At 49.1% G+C, this 20,672-nt stretch carries 16 protein-coding genes; 12 read left to right on the forward strand and 4 right to left on the reverse strand.

The features are described from left to right. The first annotated feature begins 19 nt into the window (after positions 1–19). From rpiA to NST47_RS06970, 3 genes are all read left to right on the forward strand, one after another. A complete protein-coding gene (gene rpiA, locus NST47_RS06960) occupies positions 20–688 on the forward strand; it encodes a ribose-5-phosphate isomerase RpiA (RefSeq protein WP_341154474.1) in 669 nt (222 codons plus the stop codon). A 114-nt stretch (positions 689–802) separates the two neighbouring features. After that, complete coding sequence (locus tag NST47_RS06965) at positions 803–3,061, forward strand: helix-turn-helix domain-containing protein (protein ID WP_341154475.1); 2,259 nt, start codon at positions 803–805, stop codon at positions 3,059–3,061. Between the two features lie 85 nt (positions 3,062–3,146). Next, positions 3,147–4,688 carry a tetratricopeptide repeat protein gene (locus NST47_RS06970; RefSeq protein WP_341154476.1) on the forward strand — a complete coding sequence of 514 codons (1,542 nt, stop codon included), beginning with the start codon at positions 3,147–3,149 and terminating at the stop codon, positions 4,686–4,688. 110 nt (positions 4,689–4,798) lie between these two features. Here the strand turns inward: NST47_RS06970 and NST47_RS06975 are convergent, their stop codons facing one another. Beyond that, entirely contained in the window at positions 4,799–5,674 is an 876-nt protein-coding gene (locus NST47_RS06975) for an AraC family transcriptional regulator (RefSeq protein ID WP_341154477.1), read from the reverse strand. A gap of 329 nt (positions 5,675–6,003) precedes the next feature. On the opposite strand from NST47_RS06975, the gene NST47_RS06980 reads away from it, so the two are divergent. The 5 genes from NST47_RS06980 (at position 6,004) to NST47_RS07000 (ending at position 10,899) form a co-directional block, all read left to right on the forward strand. Then, the gene (locus NST47_RS06980) at positions 6,004–6,885 is read left to right on the forward strand and encodes an ABC transporter permease (RefSeq protein ID WP_445667445.1); all 882 of its coding nucleotides are present in this window, start codon (positions 6,004–6,006) and stop codon (positions 6,883–6,885) included. A gap of 17 nt (positions 6,886–6,902) precedes the next feature. Then, positions 6,903–7,781, forward strand: coding sequence for a carbohydrate ABC transporter permease (locus NST47_RS06985; protein ID WP_341154478.1), 879 nt, complete (start codon positions 6,903–6,905; stop codon positions 7,779–7,781). A 68-nt stretch (positions 7,782–7,849) separates the two neighbouring features. After that, positions 7,850–9,382: an extracellular solute-binding protein gene (locus NST47_RS06990; protein WP_341154479.1), complete on the forward strand. Its 1,533-nt coding sequence runs from the start codon at positions 7,850–7,852 to the stop codon at positions 9,380–9,382. A gap of 84 nt (positions 9,383–9,466) precedes the next feature. Then, a complete protein-coding gene (locus NST47_RS06995; RefSeq protein WP_341154480.1) occupies positions 9,467–10,177 on the forward strand; it encodes a ThuA domain-containing protein in 711 nt (236 codons plus the stop codon). Continuing rightward, entirely contained in the window at positions 10,174–10,899 is a 726-nt protein-coding gene (locus NST47_RS07000; protein WP_341154481.1) for an SDR family NAD(P)-dependent oxidoreductase, read from the forward strand. The genes NST47_RS06995 and NST47_RS07000 overlap by 4 nt, the downstream gene beginning before the upstream one ends. Before the next feature lie 41 nt (positions 10,900–10,940). Here the strand turns inward: NST47_RS07000 and NST47_RS07005 are convergent, their stop codons facing one another. Beyond that, the gene (locus NST47_RS07005) at positions 10,941–11,795 is read right to left on the reverse strand and encodes an AraC family transcriptional regulator (RefSeq protein WP_341154482.1); all 855 of its coding nucleotides are present in this window, start codon (positions 11,793–11,795) and stop codon (positions 10,941–10,943) included. 141 nt (positions 11,796–11,936) lie between these two features. Between NST47_RS07005 and NST47_RS07010 the strand changes: the two genes are divergently transcribed. Further along, positions 11,937–13,100, forward strand: coding sequence for a Gfo/Idh/MocA family protein (locus NST47_RS07010; RefSeq protein ID WP_341154483.1), 1,164 nt, complete (start codon positions 11,937–11,939; stop codon positions 13,098–13,100). Positions 13,101–13,191: 91 nt separating this feature from the next. Here the strand turns inward: NST47_RS07010 and NST47_RS07015 are convergent, their stop codons facing one another. Continuing rightward, positions 13,192–13,899 carry a YjgB family protein gene (locus NST47_RS07015; protein ID WP_341154484.1) on the reverse strand — a complete coding sequence of 236 codons (708 nt, stop codon included), beginning with the start codon at positions 13,897–13,899 and terminating at the stop codon, positions 13,192–13,194. Between the two features lie 102 nt (positions 13,900–14,001). Next, complete coding sequence (locus NST47_RS07020) at positions 14,002–14,175, reverse strand: hypothetical protein (RefSeq protein WP_179097622.1); 174 nt, start codon at positions 14,173–14,175, stop codon at positions 14,002–14,004. 148 nt (positions 14,176–14,323) lie between these two features. Here NST47_RS07020 and argC point away from each other — a divergent pair, with 148 nt between their 5' ends. From argC to NST47_RS07035, 3 genes are all read left to right on the forward strand, one after another. Further along, the gene (gene argC / locus NST47_RS07025) at positions 14,324–15,277 is read left to right on the forward strand and encodes an N-acetyl-gamma-glutamyl-phosphate reductase (RefSeq protein ID WP_341154485.1); all 954 of its coding nucleotides are present in this window, start codon (positions 14,324–14,326) and stop codon (positions 15,275–15,277) included. Between the two features lie 76 nt (positions 15,278–15,353). Beyond that, positions 15,354–16,133, forward strand: a complete 780-nt coding sequence (locus tag NST47_RS07030; RefSeq protein ID WP_341154486.1) for an SDR family NAD(P)-dependent oxidoreductase — start codon at positions 15,354–15,356, stop codon at positions 16,131–16,133. A 197-nt stretch (positions 16,134–16,330) separates the two neighbouring features. Beyond that, positions 16,331–20,638, forward strand: a complete 4,308-nt coding sequence (locus NST47_RS07035) for a DEAD/DEAH box helicase (protein ID WP_341154487.1) — start codon at positions 16,331–16,333, stop codon at positions 20,636–20,638. Positions 20,639–20,672: the final 34 nt, after the last annotated feature.

A 20,672-nucleotide genomic window follows, 5' to 3' on the forward strand; every position in this document is an offset into this window, starting at 1 on the left:
ATAGCAGGGAGTGATAGCTATGAATCCAAAAGAAATTGCCGCTCAGCAGGCTGTCCAATTCATTGAAGAGGGAATGATTGTAGGACTCGGAACCGGATCTACTGCCTATTGGGCGATTCAACAGATAGGGCAGCGAGTACAAGATGGACTGCAAATCCGTGCGGTGGCAAGCTCACAAAGCTCAGAGGATCTGGCCAGACAAGCAGGGATTCCGATGGTCGAATTTTCCGAAATCACAAGTATTGATCTGACCATAGACGGGGCCGATGAGGTTGACGATCAGCTGAATTTGATCAAGGGTGGTGGAGGTGCGCTGCTGCGGGAAAAAATCATCGCTTTTCATAGCAAAAGGTTTATTGTCATCGTGGACGAATCGAAGCGGGTGGAGCATCTGGGGCGGTTTTCGCTGCCTGTCGAGATCGTGCCATTTGCCTCCAATCTGACGATCAACCGTCTCCAGGAATTGAACTGCAAGCCGCAGCTGCGTCTGGATAACGGCAAGAAATTTGTAACCGATAATGGCAACTGGATTGTGGACTGCAAATTTGAGAAAATCCTGCTGCCGCAAGAGCTGGGAGCCCAAATTCATTCGATACCGGGCGTTGTGGAGCATGGACTATTTGTCCAAATGGCAAGCTCGGTTGTTGTTGGCTATAAGGACGGCTCAACGAAGATATTGTCCAATTGATGGGGCTTGTAGGACAGTCTGGCGAAGTGAAGGTTCTTCGCCAAGATTTGTCCTCAAAAGCGCAAGTATATGATACAATGAGAACCATTATACATGCAGTATGGAGGAAGCAGTATGCCCTCGCGTTATTCTTTTTTTATCAAGCTTATGACATTTACTACCTTGATCAGCACCATTCCGCTCCTATTTCTCGGTATCTATTCATTCTTCCAATCGACTTCCACGGTTCAAACTAAAGTTAACGAAGCCAACGTGTTCATCCTGCAGCAGTCGCAAAGCCGCGTCGAGCAAATCCTCAAAGTTATTGAGCAAGTATCAGGCCGTTTCGCTGAATCGCCTTTGGTTGTCAATTCCGTATCGAGGCATATGGAGATTGAGGACTTTCAGGATGTCGATTTGCTCGTGAAAGGGCTTCTTAGTGTTCAAACCTATGAGCTTGGTGTTAAAGACATTGAACTGCATAGTCTTCAGAACGGCTGGTACATCAAGGATAGCGGCTTTTACTTTGGAACGGATACAGCGAGGATACCTGTTTCTTTGAATGCTGCCAATAATTCCCGTTGGATGCCGGAGCAGAGTCCAGCCTTTGCCGGCTTGAAGCTGGTAAAGGCTATTCCTGCCACGGCTGCGGAGCCAAAGGGTTATTTGTCCGTCCGCGTATCCAATACGGAGCTTGCCAAGCTGCTCACGCAGGGCTTTTCAACTCGGGAAACGATGATTCTGGACGATAAAATGAATATTATAATTCACAGCAATGTGCAGAGGATCGGCCAAAGCGTTGCATCCGAGCCTTGGCTGCAGGAGCTCAAAAACACGGATCAGACACATGGCTATATTAACAGCACCTCGCAGGGAGCTTCGTACAGTGTTATTTATAACCAGTCTCGCTATAATAACTGGACGTATGTGTCGATCATTCCTTTGGAGGAGGCGAAGAAGGAGTCCGCTTCGATCGGTTGGGCAACGTTGACAGCTGTTGTGCTACTGCTGCTTTTTACAGGACTGCTGTCTTATTGGGGCTCCAGACGCATGTATTTTCCAGTGCGCAGTCTGATGGAATTTACGATGCGTCACAGCAAGCCTACGAGTGGAGGCGCTGCGGTTAAGGATGAATTGCAATGGATTGGTACGCAGTTTGCATCCTTGCATCAGTCTAATGAACAGCTGGAAGGGCAAATGAAGATCCAATCCGCACAGCTGATCGATTACTTTATGCTGAAAATGTTTCAGGGCGAGCTGTATCGCAGCGAGCTGGAGGATAAAGCAGCCGAGTTTCAATTCCCGGTCTGGCGCCGTTATGCGGTGCTGGTTCTGCAGATCGATACACTTGCGCAAACCCGCTATAATGCGAATGAACAGGATTTGCTCCTGTTTGCCATTAATAATATGGCGTCCGAGCTGATTCCGCCGCCGCAGCGAATTCATGCGATGCCGATTGGCAATTATCAGGTGACACTTGTTGGTAGTGATGCCGACAATCAGAGCGAGCTGTTAAGTGAGCTGGGCAGTCTGGCCGAGTCGGTTCAACGGGCGGCTGCTGAATATTTGGAGCTGAAGGTCAGTATCGGGATCAGCAGGCCGTATGAGTTGCTCTACACAACATCGCAAGCGTTTCTGGAAGCGAAGGAAGCTCTTCAATACCGGATTCGTCTTGGAGAAAAGGCGATTTTGTATCTGGATGATCTGAAGCCGCAGCAGGAGTCACGTCACTATTATCCGCATCATTTGGTATCCGAGCTTACGCAAGCGATCTCCTTTCTCGATAAGGACAAGGCCGGAGAGCTTCTCCAGCAGTTCATACAGGATGTGCTTCGGGTCGAAACCGATCCTCACTTGTACCGGATGTCGTTCGCGATGCTGCTGACTGATCTTGCCCGAATGCTCTACGATATGGGGGATACCGGAGAGCTGTTCTCTCAGGATCACCGCAATGAGTACGAGCAGCTGTTCAGTCTGAGGACACCGCAGGAAATAGAAGACTGGTTCAAGACCCAGATTATTTATCCTATGATGGAGCTGACCCGCAAGCGGCATGAATCATCAGGCAAAAGCATTTCCCGCTCGGTAATGGATCTGGTACAGGAGCATTATGACAGCGATCTGACGCTGGAGCAGTGTGCGCTGCGTCTGAATTACAGCACCCACTACATTCGCCGGATGTTCCGTAAGGAAACCGGAATGAATTACAGCGACTATTTGGCTGGGTATCGGCATGATATGGCCAAGAGCTGGCTGAGTGGAACCGATATGAAAATTACGGAAGTCGCTGAGCGGCTGCAATATACGAATGCACAAAACTTCATCCGGCAGTTCCGTAAGCTGGAAGGAATGACGCCGGGACAATATCGGGAACAGAAAATGAGTGAGCTGTAAAGGCATCGTAGAGGAGCCAGGTTATGTATACCCGGAGCTCCTTTATGCTGCGTTTAAATCCATTAAGCAAAGCAGGTTATCCAGTATGAACCATAACGAACCGTCTACATATCGTTTCAGTGAAGCACCTATTTGGGAGCTGCAGCGAGCTTATTATGAGGAACAAGGAATTCGTGCCTGGCAGAGTGAAGAAGTTCCGCAGTACATTACGAGTAATCCGATGATTGCAACTGCGTATGCGGAAATCATCTTCGGGTTTCTTCAGGATAGAGCCAGATTAGGTCTTACATCCGCACCCGTTACGATTGTGGAGCTTGGAGCAGGCTCGGGCCGATTAGCCTGTCAGGTTCTTAAGGAGTTATGCGAGCTTAAGGATTATGCGGGCCTCCCGCTGCCTCCTTTTCGCTATGTGATGACGGACTTAGCTATTCGCAATATTTCGTATTGGCAGCAGCACGAGAGCTTGCTTCCTTATGTCGAGCAAGGGATTTTGGATTTTGCACAATTTGATGCGGTGTCGGGCACAGAGCTGCATTTGACGCAATCGGGCGAGCGTATTGGACCTGCTGAATTGGAGCAGCCGCTGCTGATTATCGCGAATTATTTTTTTGACAGTATCCCGCAGGAACTGCTGTATGTGGATGAGGGCCGCATATTTGAATGCGACGTTTCGCTGCATGTCCCGGATGAAGCCACCAAGCAGACTCCGTCGGATGTGCTGGAGACCATCATCCCTGAATACCATTATCGCAGAGCGGCTGAATATGAACAGGAATCGTACCCTTACCTCAGCCTTATCGAGCTGTACACGGACAAGCTGGAGGATTCGCACGTTCTGCTTCCGGTAGTGGGACTGACCTGTTTGGAACGTCTTGGGCGATTGTCACAAGCAGGTTTTTGTCTGCTCACCGCGGATAAGGGAGATCATCGATTGGAAAGCTGGGAATTTGCTGAAGCTCCCAAGCTGATTCATCATGGGAGCTTCTCTTTGGAGGCCAACTACCATGCTATTCAATATGTTTGTGAGCACAAGGGTGCATTGACCTTATTCACGACGCATCAATATAACAATTTAAATGTGGGCTGCATCCTTATGCTTCAGGAACCGATCCATTATGCCCATACCCGTCTCGCTTATCGGCGGTTTGTAGATCGCTTTGGCCCGGATGATTTTTTTAGTCTCAAAGCCTGGTTTGAGGAGCAAACGTCTGTCATGGAGCAGCCGCAGCTGCATGCCTTCTGGAGATTAAGTGGCTACGATGCTCAGTTGTTCCTTCATAGCGCTGAGCGCATCGCGGAGCTGCTGCCCACATGCAGCGAGCAAGCAATGAAAGATATTTGTCATGGACTGCATACGATGTGGAAGAGCTACTACCCTATGGAAGAGAAACCGGATTTAGCTTTAGCTTGCGGGCGGCTGCTGGTTCACATGGATTTGTTCGAGGATGCGCTGGTCTTCTTTGAACGGTCATGTTATGTAGAGGATGCAGATTCTCATATCCTATATACGATGGCGCTTTGCTATTATGAGGTCGGCAAAGAAGCTGCTGCAAGAAACTATGCCTATAGAGCTACAGCCTTGGACCCTGATCATGAAGAAGCTTTGGCGCTTCTGGATCTATTGTAGGTCGGCGCTAGTCTCCAAGGACCGATTATCAGATGCGGCAGGATGATCTCTGGTTCCATTAAATCCAGAGTGGTCCGCCTGCCGCACAACTGTTACTTTCTCCGTTGGATTCATTTCTTTTTCATAATCGGTATCCATATTTCACTTTTAAAAGTGGGTGAGGTTACATCCTTGTCTGCATTCCACAGCATTTCCGGACCTTCTATTTGTTCATAGCTGGAGGATGGGAACCATTCGGAATAAATACGTCCCCACACATTCTGCAGCGTATCAGGAAAGGGCCCGATGGCTTCAAATACAGCCCATGCTGAGGCAGGGACCTCGAGCTGTGTGAGATTATCCGGACACGCCTTGGTTGTTGCTGCACCAATATAATGATCAAGCTCCCCTTTTTCCTCCATCCTGCCTTCTGAAAAGTTTGTTGATGCACTAAGCAGTCCAATAGGCTCGACATTGGAAAGGCCTTTAAGGTTCTGGATCGTTTCAGCATCTAAGCTTTTCCACATAGAGGCAATCTCCGGATTAACCCCGTTGAAAATGATAGGAACTCTTTTCTTAATACCAACAATGCGAAATGCTTCTTTATCCTCAATTCGATAATTCATTTCAATTCCCCCTTTAATGGTTAGCTGGAAGGTCATTGGCGGGTAGGCTTTCAGAGAATGGCCATTATTTCTGGCTTCCGACGGTGTAACACCATGCATATGGTGAAAAGCTCTTGCAAACGAATCGGGAGAGCCGTAACCGTATTTGATCGCGATGTCAATGACCTTTATACTGCTGTCCTTCAACTCAAATGCTGCCAGAGTAAGGCGTCTGCGTCGGATGTATTCCGATAACGTGATGCCTGATAGAAACGAAAACATCCTTTTAAAATGGTATTCGGAGCAGTAAGCCCGTCTTGCTGCTTCTTTAAAATCAATCTCACTCGTAAGATTTTCCTCCATGTACGTTATCGCTTTATTCATGTTCTTAAGCAAATCCATGTAGTTGACCTCCTTGATTTATACAATAACAGGAATTGAAAACCTTCATCCGACATTTCGTGCACGATGATGTTGGGTCTGCGCGCCTGCTTTCAATGATTACGGATAAGGGACGCAAGTGATTATTATCCATGTTAAATCACGGCTAAACCCTTGATATTACTGAGAAAAAGCAATTGGAGCGCTGTTGATTATTGAGCGCAATTCGGAGTCCTTGGTATGCTGACGCTATCAACAGGAATGAAGGAGGACGATGATTGGTGGAACTAACTTCTGTGCCGGCACAAACGGCCAACCGGAGCAAAGCCCGCCGAAGATTACAACGTCTGATGAAAAACAGGTGGCTGTATCTGATGGCACTCCCGGGTATGCTCTTCTTTATTATTTTTCGCTATTTTCCGATGTGGGGGTTGCTCATTGCCTTTCAGGACTATCAGCCGGCTCTTGGCATGATGAATAGCAATTGGGTCGGACTCAAGCATTTTGAACGTTTTTTCTTTGATGCTTCCTTCGGTATGCTGTTCCAGAACACGCTGATCTTGGCAATTTACAATTTGGTGTTCTTTTTTCCACTGCCGATTGTACTGGCATTATTATTGAATGAAATTCGCATGGAAGCGTTCAAGCGTACGATTCAAACCATTGTGTACATTCCGCATTTTGTATCGTGGGTCGTGGTTGTCGGGATCTCTTATATCTTCTTCACAACCGAGGGCGGAATTGTCAATGACATGCTGGCAGCTCTAGGATTTCCCAAAATCGATTTTCTAATTTCCAGTGATTGGTTCCGAACGATGATCGTATCTCAGGTTGTGTGGAAGGAAACCGGCTGGGGAACGATTATTTTCCTGGCAGCATTGGCAGGGGTTGATCCTCAGCTGTATGAGGCGGCAACGATTGATGGGGCCGGACGGTTCAGACGGCTGTGGCATATTACACTTCCAGCGATCCGCGGCGTTATTGTTATTCTGTTCATTCTGCGACTCGGATCTTTCCTGGATACCGGATTTGAACAAATCTTCCTGATGCTCAATTCGATGAACCGCGAGGTTGGCGAAGTATTCGATACGTATGTCTATAATGTCGGGATTCAGCAGGGACAATTCAGCTACAGCACAACAGTCGGTTTGTTCAAATCGCTGATCGGGCTGGTGCTTGTAGTGGGCGCAAATCGAATGGCCAAAAAATTCGGTGAAAGCGGCCTGTATTAAGAAAGGGACGGTGCAGGATGGTTAATAAAGGCTTGGGCAGCCGTATATTTGACGGCTTTAATTATACTTTTTTATTCGTATTCGCTTTAATCACGATAATCCCGTTTATTTACATTGTGTCGGTTTCCTTTGCAGAGCCGGAAGAGGTGCTTCGTCGTGGCTTTATCCTCTTTCCGACGACCTTTTCGCTGGAGGGATACCGTTACATTTTCTCGACGGATACGATTGTTCGCAGTCTGTTCGTGACCATAGGCATTACCGTAGCGGGTACACTGATCAATCTGATCTTCACCTCGCTGCTGGCTTATCCGTTATCCAGACAGGATTTTGACGGGAGAAAGCTGTTCATGATGCTGATTGTGTTCACCATGCTGTTTAATGGCGGTATTTTACCTACCTTTATCGTAGTGAAAGCGATGGGATTATTGAATAGCTATTGGGCTTTGCTGATTCCGAATGCGATCAGTGCCTTCAATCTAATCGTGATCGTCAGTTTTTTTCGGCAGCTGCCGGACGGTCTGGAGGAGGCGGCGAAGATTGACGGCTGCAGCGATCCGGGTATATTGGTGCGTATTGTGCTTCCGTTGTCAGCGCCGGTGCTGGCGACATTTGCCTTATTTTATGCGGTAGGCCATTGGAATACCTTTTTTAGTGCGATTCTGTACATTAACGATTCGAAAATGTGGCCTATTCAGGTATGGCTGCGGCAAATTGTGATCTTGTCCCAGGGCGGGATTGGCGACTCGACCCAGTTTGACCAGAACTTTGTGGCGCTGCCGCCGCAAATTATCAAGATGGCCGTTATTGTCATCTCAACCGTACCGATTTTGCTCGTGTATCCTTTTTTACAGAAGCATTTTGCCAAAGGGGTACTGCTTGGTTCCGTAAAAGGTTGAAACGGGTTCGGACGATTGCTGTTCGGGATACGTTCACATACAATTAGATTAGGGGAGGCACATTCACAATGAAAAGACGTAACGGTATAAACAAAGCAGGCATCGCCACAATGGGTATTATGGTAGGAACTGCGGCCATGCTTGCAGGCTGCGGCAGTGACAGCGGCAAGGCTCCTGCGGCCAGTCCCGCCAGCAATAATGCGGCCGTAGAAAACAAAGGACCGCTGAAGCTCAGCGTCATGACGCTCATGTATTCCGAGCCGCCCAAAGCCGACAGCGAGGCGCAAAAGAAAATCGAGGAATATACCAACACCAAGCTGGATATTTCCTGGGTGCCGAATTCCTCTTATAAAGAAAAGGTTAATGTCACGATTGCTTCCGGTGAGCTGCCCAAGGCACTGCTCGTTCAAAATAATAAGGATTCCAACATCCTGGCTGCCGTCCGTTCGGGCGTCTTCTGGGAGGTAGGGCCGTACCTGAAGGATTACCCAAACTTATCCAAAATGAATAAGTCTGTGTTCGATAACATCAGTGTGGACGGCAAGGTTTACGGCGTATTCAGGGCTCGTGACCTGGCGCCAAACGGGGTTATTTTCCGCAGTGACTGGTTGAAAAACGTCGGATTGAGCGAGCCCAAAACGATTGACGAATTATACAATGTGCTGAAAGCCTTTACACTTAACGATCCTGACAAAAATGGGAAAGCAGATACTGTAGGGCTGACCGATGAGAAAACGATGGATGGCTTCGGGGTAGTCGCCTCATATATGGGCGCACCCAACGGATGGGAAGCCAAGGACGGCAAGCTGAGCCCGGATTTCATGTCGCCTGCTTATTTTGAAGCGATGAAATTTTACAAAAAGCTATATGACGAGAAGCTGATCAAGCAGGATTTCCCTGTACTGAACAATCAGCAGAAGAAGGATGATATCAATCAGGGCAAGGCAGGGGCGGTCATCTCCAGCATGCTGGATGCGCCGAACTATCAAGCATCCCTGACCAAGTCGTTCCCTGGGGCCGATGTGGATGTGGTCAGCCGGATTAAAGGGCCACTGGGTGAAAGAACACCAGCCGGACAAGGCTACAACAGCGTATTTATGTTCCCTAAATCCAGCGTAAAAACAGAAGCCGAGCTGAAGCAGATTTTGGGATTCTTCGATAAGCTGTCTGATCAGAAAATGCTGGATTTACTCGGATGGGGTATCGAGGGAAGACACTATAAAATGGAGGACAATAAGCCAACCTTCACGGATCAGAAGCTGTTTGACACAGAGATCGGCTCCAGCTTGCTTCAATTGCAGGTAGCCAAATATTCGGCGAAAACAACGGGTAAAGAAACACCCCTCATGGAGAAATATGGTAAAATGATTACAGACAACGAGGCTATCGCAATTAACAATCCGACCAATCCGCTTGTATCGGATACACAAACGACCAAGGGCAATGAATTGAAGCCGATCATCGATGATGCCCGTACCAAGTTTGTATTGGGCAAGCTGGATGAAGCTGGCTGGAAGCAAGCGATTGAGCAATGGAAAAAAGCAGGTGGTGACAAGGTCATCGAGGAGTACAGCGCACAATACGCAAAAATCAGCAAATAATCGGATCGAAACAGAGAGGGGCAGCGATGCCCCTCTGTATGCTGCAATCAGTTCGATCATATCTGGGTGTGAGGAGAGAGAACAATGACAAGTAAACACATTAACGTACTGCTGATTTCCGGAAATGACCAGCACAAATGGCATAATTGGGAGGAAACAACGCCACTCATCAAGGAAGCGCTGGAGGAAAAGGGAACGATTAACGTAACGGTTTCTTATGATATCGAAAGTTTGGCCGAGGAAAGCTTGCTTGCTTTTGATGTGATTGCTTTCAATTACTGCAATTGGCAAGACCCGACCGAGCTGAGCGAGCAGGCCAAGGCTAATGTCATTGAATTTGGCGAACGAGGCGGCGGGATTATCATTCTGCATTTTGCCAACGGCGCATTTCATTTTTCCCTGCCGGAGGCGGGTCCGTCGGATTGGCCGGAATATCATCGCATCGTGCCCCGGGCATGGAACCATCATGGCAAGAGCAGGCATGACAAATATGGCGAGTTTGAAGTGTTTATAACGGACAATACCCATCCGATTACAGAGGGGATTGCGTCTTTTACCATTACGGATGAATTATATTTTGATCAAGAGGGTGACGTGGATATCCATCCGTTGTATGCTGCACATTCGAAGATTACGGGTCAGGAAGAACCGCTTGCCTGGGTAAGCGAATATCGCAATTCAAAAGTATATCAAACGTTGCTGGGACATGATCGGAACGCTTATCTTGTGCCTGAGGTAAGGGAAATGCTGAGGCGGTCCGTTGTCTGGGTAACCGAAAAGGAGCAGCAATCATGACGAGCACCAAGACGGTTTGCATATCGGGTACCGATAGAGGGATTGGACTGGCATTAACCCATCAATTGCTGATCGCCGGCTATACAGTATTCGCTGGAGGCATCGTACCTGACAATGAATGGTTGAAGCAGCTTCAGGTACAGTTTCCAGAGCAGCTGCACATCATTACGTTGGATGTGGGCAGTGACCAGAGCGTAAGGGAAGCCGCTGCATTCATTGAGAGTAAGACCGACAAGCTCGATCTGCTGATCAATAATGCGGCGATACTCGGTGATACGCAGGCTACGGTGGAGGACACTATTGACTTCGATGAAGTCCAGCGTGTGTACAATATTACGGCAGTTGGCGCCATTCGCTTGTCGAACGCTTTAATCGGACCGATCATGAAGGGCGGCAAGCTGATCGTCAATATTTCCTCGGAGGCAGGCAGCATCGGGAACAATCAACGCGAAGCCTGGTTTGGCTACTGCATGGCCAAGACGGCATTGAATATGGGCTCATCCCTAATTCATAACACCATTCGCAAGCAAGGCGGGCGTGTTCTGTTGCTGCATCCAGGCTGGGTGAAAACCTTCATGCATGGTGCCTGGAGCGACAAAGGGAGACATACGCCGGAGGAAGCAGCCGTACATATCTGGAACCGGATTGAAGCGCTAAAGGATATCCAGCGTGAGCAGCCGATTTATGTAGAAGCGGATACCGGTAAAGAATTACCGTGGTAAGCATGTAGGCAGCATCCCGCCAATGTCAATATCCTGATGGGTCAGGTTCTTTTGTGGATATGCAGCCTGTATTGGTGCGGCGTGCTGCCCATCGTATGGTGAAATACACGGCAAAAGTAAGAAGGATTGGGTATTCCGACTCGGACCCCGATCTCTGGAATGGTTAAAGACGTTGTAATCAGATACACGCAGGCGTGCCGGATTCTTGTTGCCTGCGTGTAAGCGACAATGGTTGTTCCTGTGGCCTGCTTGAATAAGTGGGCGATATGGTAATGGGAGAGATGCAGCTCCTCAGCCAACTGCTCCAACCGAAAAGGCTCATGATAGTGCTCCTCGATCCACTGCATAACCTCTTCAGCCCGATGATGATGCCTTCTCGCAGGTAAGGAGGAATTGTCCTCGGGCTTGTACCCTAATGTCTTTAATTGACGAAGAAAGCCAAGCAGGAAAAAATGGAATTCCTCCTTGATTTCATGGGCGTTCATTTTCGATCGTGCCTCGTTAAATGTCCCCAAATGAGTAATAATCGGCTCAGATTCCCGAATGCTGTGCACCGGTTTACCATTAGCTTGCTGCTGCAAATCAAGGAAAAACCGTTCAATGACAGGAAAGCTGGCCCAATAGGGCTTCAGCAGAGCAGGGTCGAACTGGATGACGGTTCTGATGAAGGGTGAATCGGAAGTGACCTGTATTTGCACGCGATGCAGCTGAAAGGGCTGGAAAACCATTAAGGTGTTGGGCTCGATGGAATAGGTTCTGCCCTCAATAATTAAATTACCTCTTCCTGTATGCACATAGGTGAACTCCATCTCGGGGTGGGCATGGAAGACTTCTTTAAAATTTAGCGTTGACGTTCGCCGATAGTCAAATTGGAACGGATCGGAGACGATGCTCATCCTTTGGGTTCACCACGCTTCGTTTAATAATAGCAAGATATGAACATTTTATCACAACATCGCTGCATAAAATAAGCCCGGATTCGATTATGATGAAGATATGAAAAAGCATGAAGTATCTTAATCTGGAGGGATTCAGCGATGTTGAAGGTAGCGATTATCGGAGCGGGAGCGATAAGCCCGTCTCATATCCAAGCTTATTTGAAATTTTCGGAGCGCTGTGAAATTGTGGCGATTTGCGATATTTATGTGGACAAGGCGCAGTCGCGTATCGATCAATTCCAATTGACCGCGGCCAAGGCCGTTTCCGACTATAAAGAGCTGCTGGGGCTGGACATTGATCTCATATCCGTGTGTACACCTCCCTACACGCATGCGCCGATTACGGTGGATTTTTTGCAGGCTGGCAAGCATGTATTGGTTGAAAAGCCGATGGCATCCTCGCTGCAGGAATGTGATGAAATGAATGAAGCCGCCCGCAAGAGCGGCAAGATCCTGTCGGTCGTCGCTCAAAACCGTTTTAAAACACCAATGATGAAGCTGAAATCGGTTCTGGAGAGCGGACTGATGGGCCCGATAGTCCATGCTCAGGTCGATTCCTTCTGGTGGCGCGGACATTGCTATTATGATTTGTGGTGGCGTGGTACCTGGGAGAAGGAAGGCGGGGGATGCACGCTTAATCATGCCGTGCATCATATCGATGCGTTCCTGTGGATGATGGGACGTCCGAGCGAGCTTCAGGCATTCATGAGCAATACGTCGCATGACAATGCTGAGGTTGAGGATCTGTCGATCGCGATGTTGCGTTTACCGTCCGGTGCCTTGGCGCAAATTACAAGCTCCGTCGTCCACCACGGCGAGGAGCAGCAGCTTATTTTCCAAGGCAAGCAGGCGCGCGTCTCGGCGCCATGGAAGCTGAAGGCGTCGAGCTCGAAGGCCAATGGGTTTCCTGAACCGAATATTGAATTGGAGCAGGAAATCGTCAAGCTGTATGAGGAGCTGCCAGAGGTAGCGTATGAAGGCCATCAGGGTCAAATTGATAATGTGCTGCAAGCCATCGAAACCGGTGCTCCCTTGCTTATCGATGGGATTAGCGGCCGCAGCACGCTGGAGCTGATTCTGGGCATTTACAAATCTTCAAGCACAGGTGAAAAGGTAACCTTCCCAATTGGCGCGGACGATCCTTTCTATACCCGTGAAGGGATTCAGGCGAATGCCACTCACTTTTATGAGAAGAAGGCATCGGTTGAGAATTTTCAGGATCAGGCGATTACAACAGGCAGCAGCTTGAAGACAGGCAGCTGATTCGGTTAAGGATTGAGCATACAAAAGCAGCAGGTCTCAGGATTTTCCTGGACCTGCTGCTTTTATATGTCCGGTAAGGACAGAATATCTTTTATTCCGCCATAAAATTGACGGAATCCTGAGGAGAAAATACGGATATATGGTCCACTTTTCCGGTTGATTTAGGGATGATGAATTTGAGCTGAAATTGATCATTTGCTTTGAAGATGTAGATCGTATCGTCACCGTTCAACTTGATGTCGGCGGGTTTGCCCAATGCTTGCTCAATCTGTTGAAGCGTAAGCTTGTGCAGAGAAGGATCATTGGAACGAACATCGAATATAAGCATGCCTTTGTTAAAGCCGAGCACGGCATTCTTTTTACTATAGGTAGCGTACACAAAGCCTTTGCCCGCTGAATCCTGTTTATCGGCTTTACCCCAATCCTTTTCTACCTCATCTATCAATGCGGTATGTGCAGCATATTTAATACCAGGAATCTTGCCTTGCTTGGCTTGCTCAAGCAGCTCTTTAAGCTGCTTACTGGTGTCTTCAGATCCTGCCGCCGCTGTCGGTGCCGAAGAGGGTGCAGGTGCAGTTGTTGGGGAGGCTGCTGTCGGTGCAGGGCTTGGAGTCGTGTTATTCGTCGGTGCAGCAGGTGTAGGACCCGGAGCTGTGTTATTCGTTGGCGCAGCAGGTGCAGCAGCTGCAGGATCAGGCGCAGCAGGTGCCGCGGTTTTGCTATCTGAATTACAGGCTGCGAGTGTGAGTACACCTGCGAGCATCATGGAGTAAGCCAAAGCTTTAATCTGTGGTTTCATGGTGTTATCTCCTTCATGGATCTCATTCTGTTCATTGCTGCCGCTGTTTAGGCTGCTTTCAAATTAGACGGACGATATCCACTGAAGGTTGCATCTATCTGTTTACTGCAAACGGTAATCGTCGGTTTTTTCCCCGTCCTCCCAAATTTCCACGAAAAGCGCATCGCAGTCTTCGAAGTCCTCTGGCTTGAAAGCTAGCGCTTTTTCCTCGTCTGTACCTACATACACATTGTCCATAGACTCTCCATTAAAGGAGAGAATCACATATATTTTCATGCTATGAATCCTCCAAAGTTTGATATTCGACATTATAACACAAAACCTTACCAACACCGATGCTTTATAAATTTTAAATAGAATTGAATATAAATGCAATAAAATGTATAATTATTAATATCAATCTGCGAAATTGAGGTGTTCAGATATGGACAATACCGTGTTTGTCGATGGTCAAGAGGGAACGACGGGTATAAAAATATTCGAGTATTTATCCAAAATAACAGGAATCCAGTTGTTAGCCATTGACCCTCTGAAACGAAAAGATCCGCAAGCTCGCAGTGAGCTGCTGAATGCTGCTGATATTGTTTTTCTATGCCTTCCTGACGCTGCAGCCAAGGAGTCGGTTTCACTTATTACCAACAGCAAGACCAAGATCATCAATGCGAGCACTACCTTCAGGACTGACCCCGATTGGGTATATGGTTTACCTGAATTAACAAGCAGCCAAAGAGAAGCGATTTGCAGCGCAATGCGAGTGTCAGTGCCCGGATGCCATGCTACAGGTTTTATCCTTAGTCTGAGGCCGCTTATTGACGCTGGTGTCGTGCCCAGAGATTACCCCATTAGCTGCTATTCGGTAACAGGCTACAGCGGCGGAGGGAAAAGTGTGATCGAGATGTACGAGAATGCCTCCATCGTGAATGAGAGGAAGCTGAGCGTACCCAGACATTATGCTCTGCAGCAAACACATAAGCATATCCCGGAGATGCAAAAGTACACCAGCCTCCAGTACGAGCCGCTTTTTACACCTATTATTGCCAATTTCTATCAAGGGCTGGCCATGTCTGTTCCCTTAATCAAACGTAATCTGACTAAACCAATGTCCGCTAGGAACGTTCATGAGCTGTTGTCAGCCTATTATGAATCCGAACCGTTTGTGCGTGTGATGCCTTATGAATCCGATGCTTATCTGGATGAGGGTTACTTTAAGCTGGCGGAGTGCAGCAATACGAATAGGATTGAAATCTTTGTATTTGGTGAAGGGGATCACATCCATCTGTTATCGAGATATGACAATTTAGGCAAAGGGGCGTCAGGAGCAGCTATTCAAAATATGAACCTGATGCTGGGTTATGACGAAAGGTATTGTCTAATCTAATAGCTGCTTGATTATTTTCCATAAATATTCAATAGTATAAGTAGGCTAGCAGAACAGTAGGATGAGGAGCGTACATATGAATATTTGGGAAAAGTTTGCGATGAAGGATTATTGTTCAATCGTTACAGGAGGGGCTACAGGACTTGGAAAAGCGATGGCCGAGGCACTTGCAGATATGGGATCACATATCGTCTTGGCTGATTTGGATCAGCAGCGGGCCGAGCAAACGGCTGAGGCACTGCGCACGGAAAAAGGGGTCCGGGTACTGGCGATCCAGGCGGATGTTACCAAGAGTGAGGATGTTGAGCGTATTGTTGAAGAGACGCTCGCTTCCTTCGGTAAAATTGATGTGCTGGTGAATAATGCGGGTATCGTGCGTAACGCCAAGGCGGAGGAAATGTCCTTTAAGGATTGGTCCGATGTGATTAATGTGAATCTTCATGGTGTTTTTCTGATGGCACAAGCGGTAGGGAACGTAATGATTCAGCAGCGCAAAGGTTCCATCGTGAACATTTCATCGATGTCCGGAATTATCGTAAATACGCCTCAATGCCAAAGCTCTTATAATGCCTCCAAGGCCGCTGTCATTTCATTAACGAAAAGCTTGGCTGCCGAGTGGGCAGTCCATTCCGTCCGGGTGAACACGATTGCTCCCGGGTATATGAAAACAGAGCTGACACAGCCTTTCTTTGATAACGGCGGGGATATGACGAAGCTGTGGATGGAACGGACTCCGCTTGGCAGACCGGGAATTCCAGAGGATTTGGGTGGAATTGTCGTATATCTGGCTTCCGAGGCTTCCGCTTATGCAACCGGTGGGGTATTCGTGGTGGACGGCGGGTATACGGTACTGTAGTTGGAATAGGAAAGCTAGCTGGGTTTAGAGGATGTTTTGAGATTACAAAAGAAACGGCGCCGCGACTTACAGGTGACCGTTTTTTGTTGTTTGTCGTTATAAGTATATAATAATGGTAACGATGATTAGAAATGGTAATGATGATTTGAGACGCTTGATACAATTAATCCGATCCATATAAGGAGGATTCTATATAGATGGGAACAGATCCTTATTTGCAGCGGGTACATCCAGTTCTGGCTGCCTGGTTCAAGGAAAGCTTCAATGAGCCTACGGATGTGCAGATGCAGGCATGGGCATCGATTGAAGCCAATCGCCATACGCTGATTGCTGCTCCGACGGGTTCAGGTAAAACATTAGCCGCCATGCTGCCGGGATTAAACCGGATTATTCAGTCCAAGCTGAATCCAGAAGGCGATCAGCGGCCTGGGGTCAAGCTGCTCTATATTACACCACTCAAAGCACTGAATAATGATATTCACCATCACGTGGTTTCTTTTGCCACGGAATTGGATAAGCTTGCCGAACAGACAGAGCTTAGCTGGCTTGGACTTAAAGCTGCCGTTCGTACAGGAGATACACCGCAAAAGGTACGTGCCTCCATACTGCGGAAGCCTCCGGATATACTTGTGACAACACCGGAAACTTTGTATTTGATGCTGACCTCGCTCAAGGCCCGGGAAATTCTGCGCTCGGTAGAGCACGTTATTGTTGATGAAATTCATTACATCGCAGGGGATAAACGAGGGGCTCACCTATCGCTTTCGCTGGAACGGCTGGAGGCGCTGTGCGGGAAGTCGTTTCTTCGTATTGGTGTGTCCGCTACGCAAAAGCCGTTGGAACGGGTGGCTGCTTTTCTTGGCGGTTGGGCAGAGGATTCGACCCGACCTGTGAACATTGTAGAAAGCAGCATCGATAAAAAATTTGAGCTTCGTGTGGCGGTACTCGATCATGACTCAGCTCAAAATAAAGAGATAGTCTGGTTTGCGATTATGGACCGCATCCTTAAGGAGATGGAAGGCTGCCGCTCAACGTTGATCTTTGTCAACAACCGTAGGCTGTGTGAGCGGCTGGCCCAGCAATTGAACGATTATTGCGGCGGCGATTTCGCCAGCTCGCACCATGGAAGCATCTCGCGTGAGCAGAGGCTGGAGGTCGAACGACGCCTGAAAGCGGGCGAGCTTAAATGCTTGATCGCCACCTCTTCGCTGGAGCTTGGAATCGACGTGGGTCAGATCGATGTGGTCATTCAGATCGACTCTCCGCTTGCAGCCGCGACGGGTATACAGCGAATCGGTCGTGCTGGACATGGTGTTGGAGAGGTTAGCCGCGGTGTCATTATCGTCCGTCAGCGCAGCACGCTTCCCGAGGTGGCTGTGCTCAGCAGGATGATTCGGGAAAGGGAAATAGAGCCCATCGTCATTCGGCGCAACCGAATCGATGTTCTGAATCAGCAGATTGTTGCGATGATTGCCGCGGATGAATGGACAGTCGATCAACTGTTCCAGCTCGTGCGCGGCAGTGATTGCTATCACACGCTGACACGCGACAGACTGGTAGCGCTGCTGCGTGTGCTATCCGGTTATTATCCCTTTGTTCGCCCTCTGATCGATTGGGATTTGGACACGGACAGGCTGAGCAGCAGAAGCAGCAGCCGGATGGCAGCCATTATGGGAACCGGCACGATACCGGGGAGCGCCAATTATCCGGTTTACCATATGGAGAGCCAGATCCAGCTGGGTGAGCTGGATGAGGAATATGTGCATGAGAGCAAGGTTGGCGAGCTGTTCCAGCTGGGAGCGCAGTCGTGGACGATCCGGGAAATCCGCAATGATCGTATATTGGTCAGTGAAACAGCTAACCGGATTAGCGAAATCCCTTTTTGGCGCAGCGAGGGGCTCGGTAGATCGTTTGGGCTCGGAGAGCGGGTAGGTGTTTTTTTGGCTGAAATTTGTGCACGATTGGAAGATCGTCATGCGGATGTGGAAACTGTCGATTGGCTGGAGCAGATGTATGGCTTTGATGCGCTTGCGTCGGATAGTCTGATTCAGCTGATCAGAAAGCAGCAGGCGGCAAGCGCAGTTCCGACGCACCGCTCTATTGTGATCGAGCATTATCAGGATGCCATGAACCAAACCCATGTCATTCTCCATAATGTGTGGGGACGCAGGCTGAACCGGACGTGGCAGATCGTACTGGAGCATGAGATTGAGCGTAAGCTGCAGCAATCCCCTTATATGGGGGCTAAGGATAATGGGATCGAGATGATTTTCAAGGAATGGGACCCGGATTGGCTGTCATCGATTTGGCGGGCTGCGGTGTCAGCGGTCGATCCGATTCTGATGGAGGCAATGGGGCGTTCACCGATGTTCGCAATTACCTTTCGCCGGATGGCTGAAGTGGGCCTGCTGCTGTCACGGCAATTTACGCGGACACCGATGTGGCAAAAGCGCCTGCGCAGCGAGGAGCTGCTTAAGGAAGTGCTGCCCTATGCCGAACAGTTTCCCTTCTTCGAGGCGGCTATCACGGAATGCTTCGAGGAGCATCTGGATGCAGACGGTCTCAAATATGTACTGGGTGGCCTGAAGTCAGGAGCGATAGAGGTCAAGATCACGGAAAGTCGTTTCCCCTCGCCTTGGGCTAATCAATTTATGTGGGACTATGTGAACACTCAAATTTATGAGTCGGATGCGCTCAGCAGCGAGCTGCAAATGCAGGTCATGAACATTAACCGTGAGATGGCAGGCGCGGTATTCGGAACGGCTGCGGTAGGCGTTGTTTATGAGCCGGAGGTAGTGGCTGCGGAACGGCAGCGTCTGCTGGGTGAGCCGCAAAGTCCTGATGAATTGGCTGCACTGCTGAAAAGGCGAGGCGATTTAAGTAATGCCGAGCTGGAGGAAGCTTACGGAGAGCAAGTCGAAACGTGGACCCGACAGTTGGAGACGCAGGGTGTCGTTATCCGCTTGCAGGTAGGCGGTGAGCCACGATGGATCTGCCGTGATGAAAAGGACACCTACGAGCTGTTTCCACATGATCCAGCTTCGGTTACATTCGTGCTGGGTCGCTATATCGATGGTCGTCTGTCGTTCTCGGAAGCAGAGCTGGGACGCAGATATTTGCTGAGCGCTGTGCAAACTGAGCAGCTCATGAGGAAATGGGAGCAGGAGCGGCGTATCGAGCGTACTCCTTTTAGCAAAGCTGATCTGGCTTACGAAGCTGATGAAATCCAGTGGTCGGGCAGCAAGGTTTGCGACCGTATCACACGTTTGTCCTTACAGCACTTCCGTAATGCGGGTGAGCCTGTGGCACCAGCTCGACTTGGACTTATGCTGCTGCAGCGGCATCACCTGCTGCCGGGACAGCAAATGAAAGGTGTCGATAGCTTGCGTCATGCGGTGACCTTGCTGCAAGGGATTTTTCTGCCTTATTCCCAATGGGAGCAGCTGATATTCCCGTCCAGGGTAGCCGGGTACCAGAAGGCGGATCTGGATCTGTTGTGTGCTTCAGGTGAGGTGATATGGATGGGCCGTAAGGAGGCTAACGAAAAGGAAGGCAAGATCGCCTTTTTTCTCGCAGATTCGGCTTCACTCTATAGTCCGTTTGTGCCAACTACAACGGAAACAGCACATCCCGAGCTGCTGGCCCTGCTTCGTACCCGAGGAGCAAGCTTCTTAACCCGACTCTCCACCGAAACAGGGCTGGTTCCTTCCGTGCTTCTAGCCCAGCTGTTTGATCTTGTCTGGGAAGGTCATATCTCAAACGATCAATGGTCTCCACTGCGTAATTATAGCGCGGCCAAAGGCAAGCTGAATCCCAAGATGGGCTCGGGTCTTGGACGCTGGTATCCCGTTGAATCGCTGGCGAGTGCTGCTATACCTCTTGAGGAATCCGCGTTAGCCTGGGTTCGGCACCTGCTGCAGAATCACGGGATCATCACCAAGGAGGTCGTCTCCCAGTATGCACCCTTTTTATGGGACAACATGCTAAAGGTGCTCAAGCGCCTGGAGGAGCTTGGGACGCTTACGCGCGGGCTGTTCGTTCAGGGCGTGCAGTCGATGCAATTTATGGAGCGTGATGTCATTGGCATGCTCCGCCAGCAAGACGAGGCCCAGTCCACAATGGAGGATACGGATCGTGCTGTAGCGATCCATGCGGCAGACCCTGCCGATGTGTTCGGAACCGTTGTACCTTGGCCAGAGGTAGGTGGGATTCATTTTACTCGCAAGCAAGGTAATTTCCTTGTGTATCACCGGGGCATGTGGGTGTGCTGGCTGGAAAATTACGGACGCAAGATCGTATTTCTGAGGGACGATTACAATCAAAATCCGGAGCTGCTGCTGCCGATATTTCGCCAGATGCTGGATTATGGCAAATCCCGCAAAATCGTCATCGATTCGTGGAACGGACAACAGGCGGTCGATTCACCCGAAGGTCAATTATTGCTGAAACGAGGAGCGGAGCGGGATCGAAATTCGATTGTATTTTGGCCGAGCACCTTGGGTTAAGCACAGTGCTGATACCATCTGATTAGCACACGCC

It is taken from the genome of Paenibacillus sp. FSL H8-0034 (assembly GCF_038000305.1).
Classification (GTDB): domain Bacteria; phylum Bacillota; class Bacilli; order Paenibacillales; family NBRC-103111; genus Paenibacillus_S.